The sequence below is a fragment of the Phenylobacterium sp. genome, assembly GCF_028290885.1.
In the GTDB taxonomy this organism is placed as follows: Bacteria; Pseudomonadota; Alphaproteobacteria; order Caulobacterales; family Caulobacteraceae; genus Phenylobacterium.
In genome coordinates this window covers 1-12,230 of the sequence record NZ_JAQGIZ010000305.1, presented here as the reverse complement: position 1 = coordinate 12,230, position 12,230 = coordinate 1, and the positions used below count along the sequence as shown (strand labels likewise).

The 12,230-nt window shown below is 69.3% G+C and carries 16 protein-coding genes and 1 pseudogene; 4 read left to right on the top strand and 13 right to left on the bottom strand.

Features of this window, described 5'->3' with window-relative positions; all coding sequences use genetic code 11:
* A pseudogene (locus JWP28_RS20085) lies at nucleotides 1–221 on the top strand (ABC transporter ATP-binding protein); the annotation flags it as partial.
* Here JWP28_RS20085 and JWP28_RS20080 read toward each other — a convergent pair.
* The 4 genes from JWP28_RS20080 to JWP28_RS20065 form a co-directional block, all read right to left on the bottom strand.
* Nucleotides 194–1,090 (bottom strand): ion channel, encoded by an 897-nt coding sequence (locus JWP28_RS20080; protein ID WP_299545629.1) that lies wholly within the window; start codon nucleotides 1,088–1,090, stop codon nucleotides 194–196. The pseudogene JWP28_RS20085 and the gene JWP28_RS20080 overlap by 28 nt on opposite strands.
* 66 nt (nucleotides 1,091–1,156) lie before the next feature.
* A complete protein-coding gene (locus tag JWP28_RS20075) occupies nucleotides 1,157–1,435 on the bottom strand; it encodes a hypothetical protein (RefSeq protein ID WP_299545628.1) in 279 nt (92 codons plus the stop codon).
* A 60-nt stretch (nucleotides 1,436–1,495) separates the two neighbouring features.
* Nucleotides 1,496–1,807: a polyhydroxyalkanoic acid system family protein gene (locus JWP28_RS20070; RefSeq protein WP_299545627.1), complete on the bottom strand. Its 312-nt coding sequence runs from the start codon at nucleotides 1,805–1,807 to the stop codon at nucleotides 1,496–1,498.
* 76 nt (nucleotides 1,808–1,883) lie between these two features.
* The gene (locus JWP28_RS20065; protein ID WP_299545626.1) at nucleotides 1,884–2,504 is read right to left on the bottom strand and encodes a BON domain-containing protein; all 621 of its coding nucleotides are present in this window, start codon (nucleotides 2,502–2,504) and stop codon (nucleotides 1,884–1,886) included.
* A 134-nt stretch (nucleotides 2,505–2,638) separates the two neighbouring features.
* Between JWP28_RS20065 and JWP28_RS20060 the strand changes: the two genes are divergently transcribed.
* Nucleotides 2,639–3,646 carry a lysylphosphatidylglycerol synthase domain-containing protein gene (locus JWP28_RS20060; protein ID WP_299545625.1) on the top strand — a complete coding sequence of 336 codons (1,008 nt, stop codon included), beginning with the start codon at nucleotides 2,639–2,641 and terminating at the stop codon, nucleotides 3,644–3,646.
* Here JWP28_RS20060 and JWP28_RS20055 read toward each other — a convergent pair.
* Genes JWP28_RS20055 through JWP28_RS20015 form a run of 9 tightly spaced genes read right to left on the bottom strand, consistent with a single transcriptional unit; the run spans nucleotide 3,643 to nucleotide 10,888 of the window.
* Entirely contained in the window at nucleotides 3,643–4,038 is a 396-nt protein-coding gene (locus JWP28_RS20055) for an iron-sulfur cluster assembly accessory protein (protein ID WP_299545624.1), read from the bottom strand. The genes JWP28_RS20060 and JWP28_RS20055 overlap by 4 nt on opposite strands.
* A 13-nt stretch (nucleotides 4,039–4,051) precedes the next feature.
* The gene (locus JWP28_RS20050; RefSeq protein WP_299545623.1) at nucleotides 4,052–4,414 is read right to left on the bottom strand and encodes an SUF system Fe-S cluster assembly protein; all 363 of its coding nucleotides are present in this window, start codon (nucleotides 4,412–4,414) and stop codon (nucleotides 4,052–4,054) included.
* A 29-nt stretch (nucleotides 4,415–4,443) separates the two neighbouring features.
* Nucleotides 4,444–5,658, bottom strand: coding sequence for a cysteine desulfurase (locus JWP28_RS20045; RefSeq protein WP_299545622.1), 1,215 nt, complete (start codon nucleotides 5,656–5,658; stop codon nucleotides 4,444–4,446).
* A 2-nt stretch (nucleotides 5,659–5,660) separates the two neighbouring features.
* Nucleotides 5,661–6,686 (bottom strand): Fe-S cluster assembly protein SufD, encoded by a 1,026-nt coding sequence (gene sufD, locus JWP28_RS20040; RefSeq protein WP_299545621.1) that lies wholly within the window; start codon nucleotides 6,684–6,686, stop codon nucleotides 5,661–5,663.
* A complete protein-coding gene (sufC, locus tag JWP28_RS20035) occupies nucleotides 6,683–7,429 on the bottom strand; it encodes a Fe-S cluster assembly ATPase SufC (protein ID WP_299545620.1) in 747 nt (248 codons plus the stop codon). Before sufC ends, sufD begins: the two co-directional genes overlap by 4 nt.
* Nucleotides 7,429–7,833, bottom strand: a complete 405-nt coding sequence (locus JWP28_RS20030; RefSeq protein ID WP_299545619.1) for a hypothetical protein — start codon at nucleotides 7,831–7,833, stop codon at nucleotides 7,429–7,431. Before JWP28_RS20030 ends, sufC begins: the two co-directional genes overlap by 1 nt.
* Nucleotides 7,830–9,299 carry a Fe-S cluster assembly protein SufB gene (gene sufB, locus JWP28_RS20025; protein ID WP_299545618.1) on the bottom strand — a complete coding sequence of 490 codons (1,470 nt, stop codon included), beginning with the start codon at nucleotides 9,297–9,299 and terminating at the stop codon, nucleotides 7,830–7,832. Before sufB ends, JWP28_RS20030 begins: the two co-directional genes overlap by 4 nt.
* Nucleotides 9,300–9,302: 3 nt before the next feature.
* A complete protein-coding gene (locus JWP28_RS20020) occupies nucleotides 9,303–10,454 on the bottom strand; it encodes a cysteine desulfurase family protein (RefSeq protein ID WP_299545617.1) in 1,152 nt (383 codons plus the stop codon).
* A complete protein-coding gene (locus JWP28_RS20015; protein ID WP_299545616.1) occupies nucleotides 10,451–10,888 on the bottom strand; it encodes an Rrf2 family transcriptional regulator in 438 nt (145 codons plus the stop codon). Before JWP28_RS20015 ends, JWP28_RS20020 begins: the two co-directional genes overlap by 4 nt.
* A 185-nt stretch (nucleotides 10,889–11,073) precedes the next feature.
* On the opposite strand from JWP28_RS20015, the gene JWP28_RS20010 reads away from it, so the two are divergent.
* Nucleotides 11,074–11,724 carry an alpha/beta hydrolase gene (locus JWP28_RS20010; RefSeq protein WP_299545615.1) on the top strand — a complete coding sequence of 217 codons (651 nt, stop codon included), beginning with the start codon at nucleotides 11,074–11,076 and terminating at the stop codon, nucleotides 11,722–11,724.
* A gap of 6 nt (nucleotides 11,725–11,730) precedes the next feature.
* Entirely contained in the window at nucleotides 11,731–12,099 is a 369-nt protein-coding gene (locus JWP28_RS20005) for a nuclear transport factor 2 family protein (RefSeq protein ID WP_299545614.1), read from the top strand.
* Nucleotides 12,100–12,230: the final 131 nt, after the last annotated feature.

Below are 12,230 nucleotides of genomic sequence, written 5' to 3'. Positions count from 1 at the left end.
GGCGCCGCGCCGAGGCGGCCGAGGCCGCGCTGGGCCGTGCGGCCACGGCGCTGGCGGAGATCGACGCGCGGCTGACCGATCCGGCGGTGTTCGCCAAGGACCTGGCCAAGGCCGTCGACCTGGGCCGGCGCCGAGACGCGGCGCGAGCGGCCGTAGAGGCCGCCGAGCAGGAGTGGCTGGCCGCCCAGGAGGCCTACGAGGCCCTTACAGCCGACTCCTGATCGGGCGTCTCGATCGGCGTGGTCTCGTGGATGCGGGTGATGTCGAGTTCGACGAAGCCGCCCGGCAGGTCGCGGAGGATGTTGGTGAAGACGTGCCCGAACCGGATGTCCTCCGGGTCGTAGGTCTTGCGGTCGTTGACCGTCGAGGAGATCGCTTCATCAAAACCGGCGACCGACACCATGAGAGTCGGCGCCTCCGCCGCCAGGCGCGCGTCGGACATCCCGAACAGCGGGCTATCCTCGTCTATCGGATGGATCAGCGTCCACGAGAGGCTGAGCACCGGGATGTTGTCGCGTACCAGCTTAAGCTCGTCGAAACGCCGGAAGCGCAATTCGCCCACCGCTTGGTCGCGCAGGTAGCTGATCCGCGCGCGGGGCTCGCTGATCCCCTGCAGGCGACGGCTGGCCACCCGCACCATCAGCGCCTGGCGGCCTTCATAGGGCGCTATGACCCCGACCTCGCTGAAGACGAGGCGCGATTGCGGCCGGGCGAAACGGGCGAAGAAGGCGCCGGTAGCCAAGGCCGTCAGGAACATGCCCACGAAGATCTCGGCGGTCGCCACCATATGGCCGTAGGTGCTGGCGGGCGTCATCACCCCATAGCCGACCGTGGCTAGGGTTTCGACGCTGAAGAAGAAGGCGTCCCCGAAGGCGCCGGGATGGGCGTTGGCCACCGAGCCCGGCGCCAGCCAGTAGAGCCCGGCGAACGCCAGGTTCGCGACCAGAAAAACGAGCAGGACCGAGGCGATGAACGTCGGCCAGCGCATGGCCAGGACCAGGTAGTATGGATCGCCGAGGCTGAAGCGGCTGACACCGACCTTGACGGCCTTCAGGCCTCTCAGATCGATGCGGGGCGGCGGCAGCTTCACCGCCCCTGACTAGCACGGACGGCGGGCCCGTCGAAGGACGAGCCCGCCCCCGGGCCGGGTTTTGGGTCAGGTGATGTGTTTGGGGCTGATCGGGTCGCTGCCGGGGAAGGTCTCCTCCAGCGCCTCGTCGAGCAAGGCTTCCTGGCGGTCTTCAGCCGACTTCTCCTTGGCGGCCATGTGGTCGTGCTTCTCGCCCTCCTTCAGCGGCTCGACCTGGCGGGCATGCGGGGTGTCGATGTGGCGGTCCTCCTGGACACGCGCGGCTTCCACCGCCATGTCGGTTTTCGCGCCACCGGATCCCTGCGTGCCTGCGCGCTTGGATTCCTCGGGCTGCTTGTTCGGCATGGGTTGTCCTCTCGACTGTGTTGAGGATGAAACCCGCAGGCTGAGGCATAGGTTGCCCGCCTATTTCCGGGTGAGCAGCAGCTGCCCCTCCTTTTGCAGCGTGCCCTTCACCTTGCCGGCGATCATCGCCAGGAAGCCCGGCAGCAGCACTTCGACGGTCACCACGGCGTCCGCGACGGCGACATGGCCGGTGATCGACTGGCCCAGCGAGGTGAGCGAAAAGTTCAGCCGGTCGCCCTCCCAGCGTTTGTCCAGCGCGCCGGCCGAGCCGCCCAGGTGGCGCGAAAGGTCGCCGAAGCCTTCATCGATCCGCCTGCGGGCCTCGGCGCGGCCAAGCTGGTGGGGGATGGTCACGGTGACAGGGTTGCTCATGGTTGCCAAACGACCGGCGTGGCAGGCGCGGTTCCGCTGCCGGTCGCCGCCTTAGGCCCGGCCGGTGGGGCGCCAGCTAGAGGAAGGTCCAATGGCCGCGGTCGTGGACCCGCAGGTTGTTCTGCACGTGCCGGACGCCGTCGACGTCGGCCACGTCCTCGATCCGCCGTTTGTCGACCTTGCGACGGACCGTGCCGTTCAAGGTGACTTCGGCGTCCTCCACCACCACCTCGACGCCGCGCAGGTCGAGGCCGCGTTCGTCCTCCAGCCGTTCGGTGATCACCGCCCACAGCACTCGATCGGAGGGGCCGCGGCGGCGGCGCGCCACGCGGCTGTCATCGTCGCGCGTCCGGGGCCCCGGCGAGAAAAAGTCGCCGGCCCGGTCCATCCAGGAGCGCGGCTGGCCGGCCGGGCGATCGTCGCCCTCGTCCATCCGGCGGGCGTAGTCGCGGTCGTCCGGCGAATAGCGGCGGTAGGCGCGGCCGCGCTCCGGGTCATAGGCATAGTCGCTCGAGTAATCCGCCTGGCCGAAGTCGTCGGTGCGCGGCCGGGCGTCTTCCTCGGCGCGGTAGCCGGCGCGGCGGCGCGGGTCGTAGCCGTAGTCGCCGGAATAGTCGGCTTGGCCGTAGTCGTCGCGGTCGCGCGTGGCCGCCCTGCGGCGCTCCTCCTCGCGGTCTTGCCAGTCTTCCCGGGCCATGGCGCGTCTCCTTCGCTGTTCGAACCTGCTCGCGAAGAACCTGCGCCGTGGCTATCGGTTCCCATATGTGCGGGAACCGGGCCGCCGCCTGCGGCCTGACTCGCCTGCCCGACTCAACGGAGACTGTCCTGACCGTGACCGCACCCGACGCGCCCCGCTCCCCCGCGCCAGAGCCCGTCGAGGTCGAGCTGGCCGCGGCCCTGCCCCCGCCGCAGCACCGGCTGGCGGGCGTGGTCCGCTCAGCGCTGCGGGTCGTGCCAGTGCTGCTGCTGATCGCCGCGGCCTGGGTGCTGTGGCGCGAGTTCCACAAGCTGAGCTTCGAGGCGGTCGCCCACGCCATCGCCGGCTGGGGCGCAACCGAGGTCGCCCTGGCGCTCGCCCTGTCAGCGGCCAGCTTCATGCTGATGGCGGTGATCGAGTGGGTCGGCCTGCGCTGGACGGGCGCGCGGATCTCACTGGGGCCGGTGCTGCTGGGATCCTTCCTGGCCAACGCCATCGCCCACGCCATCGGGGCGAACCTGCTGATCTCCGGCGCCATTCGGGCGCGCACCTACGAGCGCTATGGCGTGACCCTGACCCAGGTGGCGGGCACGACGGTGTTCGCCGCGGCCTCCTTCGGCGTCGGCCTGGCGGCGCTGTCCGGCGGCGGGCTGCTGCTGGCCTCGCAGGCCGAGCTGGACGCCACGGCGATCACCCTGCCGGTAGCGCGGACGCTGGGCGCGGCCCTGGTGACCGGCGCGCTGGGCTATATCGTCCTTTGCGCGCTCATGCGGCGGCCGTTCACGGTGTTCAGGCGCAGCATCACCTTGCCGGACGTCTGGGATGCGATCGCCCAGCTGGTGCTGGGCGTGGTCGACAACGCCATCGCGGCGGCCATCCTGTGGATCCTGCTGCCGGCGCACGGGCCAAGCTATGTGACCTTCGTGGGCGCCTACGCGGTGGCCTGCATCGCCGGCCTGATCTCATCGGTGCCGGGCGGCGCGGGGGTGTTCGAGAGCACGATGGCCGCCCTGTTGCCCAGCGTCGAGGTGGCGGCGCTGGCCGCGGCTTTCCTCGGCTATCGGCTGACCTTCTACATCCTGCCGCTGATGATCGCCGCCCTGGTGCTGGCCGTCGACGCCTTCCGGCATCGGAAGAGCTAGTCCGGCTCGGCCGGCTGGATGGTGACGCTCTCGCCGCAGCCGCAGGCGTCGGTCTCGTTGGGGTTCTGGAAGGTGAACTTGGCGGCGAGCCGGTTCACGTCGTAATCGATCACCGTGCCGACCAGGAACAGCACCGCCTTGGGCTCGACCAGGATGGTGACGCCCTTGTCCTCGACGACCTCGTCCAGCGGCGCCGCGCTCTCGGCGTATTCGAGGGTGTACTCCTGGCCCGCGCAGCCGCCGTTCTTCACGCCCACGCGCAGGCCGGCGTAAGGCTTTTCGGCCCGGCCCATGATCTCGCGCACGCGCTCGGCGGCGCGCTCGGTCAGGGTGACCACCTTGGGCCGTTCGCGCCGGACGCGGGGTTGGGGGGTGACGGAGATGTCGTTCATCGGAATCTGGGCATCAGAACATGTTCAACTGCAGCTTGGCTTCATCGGACATCCGCGAGGGGTCCCACGGCGGCTCGAACACCAGCTCGACCTTGCAGGACCTGACCTCGGGGATCTCCTTCACGGCGTCCTCGACCCAGCCCGGCATGTCGCCGGCCACCGGGCAGCCGGGGGCGGTCAGGGTCATGTCGATCACCACGTCCTTCCCGTCCGAGACATCGACCTTGTAGATGAGGCCGAGCTCGTAGATGTCGACCGGAATTTCCGGGTCGTAGACCGTCTTGAGCTTGCCGATCAGCTTGTCTGTCAGGACGTCGAGCTCCCCCTGCGACAGGGGGGCCGTGATCTGGGTGTCGAGGCTGGAGGCGTCATCCATCGGGGTCATGCTACGCAAAGAAAGCCATGCTAGGCGAAAAAGGCTTGGGTCTTGGTCAATGCATCCACGAAGGCGTCAGCCTCCTCGTGGGTGTTATATAGGGCGAAAGAGGCGCGCGCGCTCGACGTCAGCCCGAAACGCTTCATCAGCGGCTCCGCGCAGTGGGTCCCGGCGCGCACCGCCACCCCGTACTTGTCGAGGATCTGCGCCACGTCGTGGGCATGGGCCCCGTCAACCGTGAACGACAGGATCGCGCCCTTGCCAGGCGCCTCGCCCAGCACACGCAGCCAGTTGGCGCCGTTCAGGCGTTCGCGGACGTGGGTGTAGAGGGCGTGCTCGTGCTCGGCGACGGCGGCGCGGTCGAGGCCGCGGAGCCAGTCGATGGCCGCACCGAGGCCGATGGCCTCGAGGATCGGCGGCGTGCCGGCCTCGAAACGGTGCGGCGGGTCGGCGTAACTAATTTCTTCAAGGGTGACGTTGCCGATCATCTCGCCGCCGCCCTGGTAAGGGGGAAGCGCGGCCAGCCGCTCGGCCTTGCCGTAGAGGATGCCGATGCCGGTCGGGCCATAGAGCTTGTGGCCGGAGAAGACGTAGAAATCGACGTCCAGCGCCGTCACGTCCACGCTCTGGTGGACGATGGCCTGACAGCCGTCGAGCAGCACCAGCGCGCCGGCTTCGTGCGCCAGGCGCGTCAGCTCGGCGACCGGGTTCACGGTGCCGAGCACGTTGGACATGTGGGTCAGCGCCACCACCTTGGTGCGCTCCGACAACAGGGCCTTGAAGGCCTCGACGTCCAGCCGCCCGTCGTCGGTGATGGGGGTGAACTTTAGCACCACGCCCAGCCGTTCGCGCAGGAAGTGCCAGGGCACAATGTTGGCGTGGTGCTCCATCTCGGAGAGCAGGATCTCGTCGCCGGCCTGCAGGCTGGCGCCCAGGCCCGCGGCGACCAGGTTGATCGCCTCGGTGCCGCCCTTGGTGAAGACCACCTCGGAGGGCTCGGCGCCGATGAAGCGCGCCACGGTCTTGCGGGCGGCCTCGTAGGCCTCGGTGGTTTCGTTGGCCAGCGTGTGCAGGCCGCGGTGCACGTTGGCGTAGGAGTGCTCCATGGCCTGCGTCATGGCGTCCATCACCGCCCGCGGCTTCTGGGCCGAGGCGGCCGAGTCGAGGTAGACTAGCGGCTTGCCGTTCACCTGCCGCCGCAGGATCGGGAACTCGGTGCGGATCGCTTCGGCGTCGAAGGCCATGCTCAACCCCTCAGCCTTTCCACAGCCCAGGCGCGGACCACCTCGCGGGCGCCCTCGTGCTCGATGCGGTCGACCACCTCGCCGATGAAGGCCTCGGTGAGCATCGCGCGGGCGTCAGCCTCGGGCATGCCCCGCTGGCGGGCGTAGAACAGGGCGTCCTCGTCAAGCGCGCCGACCGTATTGCCGTGCGCGCAGGCCACGTCGTCGGCGTAGATCTCCAGCTCCGGCTTGGCGTCCACCTCGGCGCGGTCGGACAGGATCAGGGCATGATGGCCCATCCGGGCGTCGGTGCGGTCGGCGCCCTCCTCCACGACGATCCGGCCCTGGAAGATCCCCCGCGCCTGGTCGCGGACCACACCCTTGGTGAGCTGGACGGTCGTGCCGTCCGTGCTCTCGTGGGTGACGACGGTGGTCTGGTCGGAATGGCGCTTGTCGGCCAGCAGATAGACGCCATCGAGGCGCAGTTCGGCGTGGCCGCCGGGATGCTGCACGCGGGTTTCGATGCGTTGCCGGCGCGCGCCGGAGGCGACGACGGTCTGGGCGAACCTGGCCCGCGGCGCGAGCGTCACAGTCGCCTGGCTCACCGAGATCGCCTCGGCATTGTCCTGCGCGAGCACGACGCGTTCGATCGCGGCGCCCTTGCCCAGGGTGATGGTCAGCACGGCCTGGGATACCGATCCGCCGTCGCTCTCATAGCTTTCCAACAGCTGCAGCCTGGCGTCCGCGCCGACGATGATGTTCAGGCGGGCCACATGCACGCCTGCGCCCTGCGACACGAAGCGGGCGGCGACAACGGCGGTGGAGCCGCGGGCGATCTCGATGGGCTCGGCGCCGCGGCCGTTGACGATCACCCGGCGGTCTCTGGCAAGCGCGTCGAAGGGGCCGTCGCCGACGTCCCCGACAAACGGCTCCGAGGGCGGCGGCAGCTTGCGGATCAGGCCGCGCAGGTCCGTCCAGCGCCACGCCTCGTCACGCTTGCCGGGCAGTTCGGCGACGTCGCGGTCGCGTATGGCGGCGGTGAGGCTCAAGCGGCCTTCTCGTAGCGTTCGTAGCCGCCGCGCTCGAGTTCGTGGGCCAGCTCCGGCCCGCCGGAAGCGACGATGCGGCCGGCGGCCAGCACGTGGACGCGGTCGGGTTTGATGTACTCCAGGAGGCGCTGATAGTGGGTGATCACCAGCATGGCGCGCTCCGGGCTGCGCAGCGCGTTGACGCCGTCGGCGACGATCCTGAGCGCGTCGATGTCGAGGCCCGAGTCAGTCTCGTCGAGGATGAGGAAGCGGGGCGAAAGCATCGCCATTTGAAAGATTTCCATCCGCTTCTTCTCGCCGCCGGAAAAGCCGACGTTGAGCGCGCGCTTCAGCATGTCGAAGTCGATCTTCAGCGCGGCGGCCTTTTCGCGGGCGAGCTTCAGGAAGGCCGGGGCGGAGACCTCATCTTCGCCGCGGGCGCGGCGCTGCGCGTTCAGCGCGGTGCGGATGAAGGTCAGCGCCGGGACGCCGGGGATCTCCAGCGGATACTGGAACGACAGGAAGACGCCGCGCGCGGCCCGCTCGTCGGGAGCCAGCGCCAGCAGGTCCTCGCCGTCCAGCGTCGCGGAGCCCTGCGTCACCTCATAGCCGTCACGGCCGGTGAGCACGTAGGACAGCGTCGACTTGCCGGCGCCGTTCGGCCCCATGACGGCGTGCACCTCGCCCGCCGGGATCTCCAGCGAGAGCCCTTTCAGGATTTCCTTGCCGTCGACGGCGGCGTGCAGGTTCCGAACACTCAGCATTATTGGATCTCGTCGGCGAGGAAACGGGCGACCACGGCGAGCGCGTCGGCCACGCTGCCCACTTCCTCGCTCTTCAGGGGTGCGGGTGAGCTGGAGACGGCCACATGGCGCTTGTCGCCGACGGTGACCGTGGCCTGGCCGGCCTCGAAATAGGCGCGAATGCGGAAGTCCGAGCTCTCCAGGTGCACGGAGTAGCGCCGCCAGTCGACGGTCAGCTTATGCGCGTGCAGGAAGGCCGGATCGGCCACCAGCGCGTCGTAGAGCTCCTCGGCGCGGGCAAGGTCCTCCTGCTGCTGCCGACGCTCCGCCTCGTCGCGGGCGCGGCGCTCGGATTCCCGACGCGCCTGCTCGGCTTCGAAGGCCTGGCGCAAGGAAAAGCCGGCGGTCACGGCGCTCGAACTCATCCGACACTCCCTTCCAGCGAAATGGCCACCAGCTTCTGGGCTTCCACGGCGAACTCCATGGGCAGCTCCTGCAGCACGTCCTTGACGAAGCCGTTGACCAAGAGCTGCACCGCCTCCTCCTGCGAAAGCCCGCGCTGCATGACGTAGAACAGCTGGTCCTCGGAGAGCCGGGTGGTCGTCGCCTCGTGCTCGAACTTTGCCTGGCCGTTGCGCGCCTCGATGTAGGGCACGGTGTGGGCGGCGCAATGCTTGCCGATGAGCAGGCTGTCGCACTGGGTGAAGTTGCGCGCGCCCTTGGCCTTGGGGTGGGCCGAGACCAGCCCGCGGTAGGTGTTGGACGACTTACCCGCGCTGATCCCCTTGGAGATGATCCGCGAGCGGGTGTTGGCGCCCAGGTGGATCATCTTGGTGCCGGTGTCGGCCTGCTGGCGGCCGTTGGTGATGGCGATCGAGTAGAACTCGCCGGACGAGCCGTCGCCGCGCAGGACGCAGGACGGATACTTCCAGGTGATCGCCGAGCCGGTCTCGACCTGGGTCCAGGAGACTTTGGAGCGGTCGCCGCGGCAGTCGGCGCGCTTGGTGACGAAGTTGTAGATGCCGCCCTTGCCGGTCACCGGATCGCCCGGATACCAGTTCTGGACGGTGGAATATTTGATCTCCGCATCGTCCAGCGCCACCAGCTCGACCACGGCGGCGTGCAGCTGGTTCTCGTCGCGCATCGGGGCGGTGCAGCCCTCCAGGTAGGAGACGTAACTGCCCTTGTCGGCGATGATCAGGGTGCGCTCGAACTGGCCGGAATTCTCGGCGTTGATGCGGAAGTAGGTCGAGAGCTCCATCGGGCAGCGCACGCCCGGCGGCACATAAACGAAACTGCCGTCGGAGAAGACCGCGGCGTTCAGGCAGGCGAAGTAGTTGTCGCTGACCGGCACGACGGAGCCCAGGTACTGCCGCACCAGCTCTGGGTGCTCGCGGATCGCCTCGCTCATCGAGCAGAAGATGACGCCGGCCTGGGCGAGCTCCTTCTTGAAGGTCGTCACCACCGAGACGCTATCGAACACCGCGTCCACGGCGTAGCGCGGGGCGCCCTCGACGCCGGCCAGGACCTCCTGTTCGCGTAGCGGGATGCCGAGCTTCTTGTAGGTCTCCAGGATGTCCGGATCGACCTCGTCGAGGCTCTTCAGGCCGGGCTTCTGGCTGGGGGCGGCGTAGTAGTAGCTGTCCTGGTAGTCGATCCGCGGGAAGTGGACCTTGGCCCAGCTGGGCTCCTCCATCGCCAGCCAGCGCTCGAAGGCGTCAAGGCGCCAGGCCAGCATCCACTCCGGCTCGTCCTTCTTGGCCGAGATGAAGCGGACGATGTCGGCGTTGAGGCCCTTGGGCGCGAAGTCCTGTGCGATGTCGGTGACAAAGCCGTGCTTGTACTTCTCAAGGCTCTCGACGTGTTCGACGGTCTGGCGGACGGCGGCCATACTCTAAGCTCCGACGACGGCAGGTTGGCGGCGCGCGACGTGGCGCCGGTGGATTTCGGACCAGGCCTCGACGAAGCGGTCCCATTCGGCCTCGGTGGTGTTCCAGCCGCCGCTGACGCGGATCGCGCAGCCGGCGAGTTCGCCCTGCCCCATGGCCGCCAGCACCGGCGAGGCCTTGACCTTACCGGACGAGCAGGCCGAGCCCGCGCTGACCATCACCTGGGCGAGATCGAGGCCCATCACCTGCAGGTCGGAGGCGAAGCCGGGGGTGGCGACGCACAGAGTGTTGTCGAGCCGGGGAGCCGCCTCGCCCATCACCACCGCGCCGGCGGCCTTCAGGCGCTCGGCGGCGGCGTCGCGCCAGGCGGCGCGGCGGCGGAATTCATCCAGCCCCTGCGACGCGGCGTGGGCCGCGGCTCCGAACGACGAAATCCCGGGGACGTTCTCGGTGCCGCCGCGGCGGCCGCGCTCCTGGCCGCCGCCGTGCTGGCGGCGCGAGAGGGTGGCGCGGGGGCCGAAGGTGAGCGCGCCCACACCCTGTGGCCCGCCGAGCTTGTGGGCGGAGATGGAGAGCGTGTCGGCTTCGAGTGAGCGGCCATCGACGAGCATCTTGCCGGCCGCCTGGATGGCGTCGACGTGCAGCCAGCCGTCGGCGGCGCGGACCAACGCGGCGGCCTCGGCGTCGGGCTGGATGACCCCGGTCTCGTTGTTGGCCAGCATCAGGGCGACGAAGGGCTTGCCGTCAGCAACGTCCCAGGCGGCGAGGCGGGACTTGAGCCAGGCGAGGTCCGCCTGCCCGCTGGCGTCGACCGGCAGCACCTCGACGGCGACGCCCTGCACGCGGGAGGTCTCCTGGACGCTGTCGTGGTCGATGGCCGAGACGATCAGCCGCCGCGCGCCGGCCGCGACCGCGCTTTCGATGGCCAGCGCATTGGCTTCCGTGCCGCCGGAGGTGAAAACGATTGTGGAGGCGGGCGCGGCGATCAGGGCGGCCACCTGTTCCCTCGCCTGCTCGACCAGAGCGCGGGCGGCGCGGCCGACGGCGTGGATGGAGGACGGATTGCCGCCGGCCTCCAGCGCATGGGCCATGGCCCCGCGGGCCTCGGGACGGACCGGGGCGGTGGCGTTGTAGTCGAGGTAGACGGGCGTCGTCATGCAGCCTTCCGGTTGGCGCGCAGGCGCCCTGAGACCACGTCGGCGAGGCTGACGGAAGCCAGGTAATCCTCGATCTTATGGCCGAGGTCTTCCCAAAGGTCGTGGGTCAGGCAGCGCTCGCCCTTCAGCATGCAGCCCTTGCCCTGCTCGTCGCAGCGGGTGGCGCGCAGCGGTTCGTCCACCGCCAGCACGATCTCGGCGATGGATGTCTCCGCGGCGGTGCGGGCCAGCCGATAGCCGCCGCCGGGGCCGCGGGCGCTCTGCACCAGGCCCTTGCGGCGCAGGCGCGCGAACAGCTGTTCGAGGTAGGAGAGCGAGATCTCCTGGCGGGTGGCGATCTCCGCCAACGCCACGCCGCGGCAGGGCTCGTCCTGGCGGCGCGCCAGGTCCGTCATGGCCATGACGGCGTATCGGCCTTTGGTGGAGAGACGCATCTGTCGTCGTCCAGTGCAGTTTTCTCGCGTTTCGTAGCGACCCTATGTTATTAGCCGCCGCCTTGCGCGGACCGGTCTGGCCGGTGGTTGCGACTTAGGAAGACCGAGCGCAGTAGTCAAGTATTCCACGGCCCCTTCCCCCTCGGCAAAAGGGGGTCTGGTCAGGCCGAGCTGAAAGGATTCGAATGCCAGAAGTGGTTCTGACCGGCGCCGCCGGGCGGATCGAGGGTCGCTACTCCCAGGGTAAGAGCGAGACGGCTCCGGTGGCGCTGATCCTGCATCCGCACCCCAAGGCGGGCGGCCAGATGAACAATCCGGTGACCGTGCAGCTGTTTCACCTGTTCATGAAGCGCGGCTTCTCGGTGCTGCGGTTCAATTTCCGCGGCGTGGGGCGCAGCCAGGGCGAGTTCGATAGCGGCATCGGCGAGCTGGCCGACGCGGCGACCGCCCTCGATTGGCTGCAGTCCACCAACCCGGCCGCCTCGCAGTGCTGGGTGGCGGGCTATTCCTTCGGCGCCTGGGTCGGCATGCAGCTGCTGATGCGGCGGCCGGAGACCGACGGCTTCATCTCGGTCTCGCCGCCGACCAACGCCTACGACTTCTCGTTCCTCGCCCCCTGCCCGGCCTCCGGCTTGATCCTGCACGGCGGCAGCGACACGGTCGTGCCGCCGATCGAGGTGGAGCGGGTGGTCTCCAAGCTGCGCACCCAGAAGGGCATCGTCATCGATTACGACGTGGTCGAGGGCGGGAGCCACTTCTGGATGGAGAACCTGCCGGACGTGGAGCAGCGCGTCGGGGCCTATCTGGACAAGCGCCTGGCGGCGGAGCCGGCCTGAAGCCCCGTGACCGCGCCGGAAGACGCCATCCGGGCGCGCCGGCGCCTCACCAATAAGCTGATCGCGGCCGGCGAAGCCTCGCGACTGCGGCCGTTCTTCATGGCCGACGCCCGGCTGATCACCGGCGACGGCGGGCTGATCCTGGGCGCTGACGCCATCGTCGAGGCCTTCGCCGCGCAATTCCGTGAGCCGGGGTTCGTGGCCTATGTCCGGACGCCGCGGACCGTGGAACCGGACGCGGCTGGTGAGCGGGCTGCGGAAACCGGCCTCTGGACCGGAGGTGGCATGTCGGGCGCCTACATGGCCGCCTGGCGCAAGGTCACCGGCCAGTGGGCGATCGAAAGCGAGCTCTACGTGACGCTGGCTCACTCATAGCGGAGCGCCCCCACCGGCCGGGCGCGGGAGACCCGCAGGGCGTGGACGAAGACCGTGCCCCAGGCGATCAGCACCGCGGCCCCGGCGGCGGTCAGGAAGGTCCAGGGAGCCTGGTCCACGCGATAGGCGAA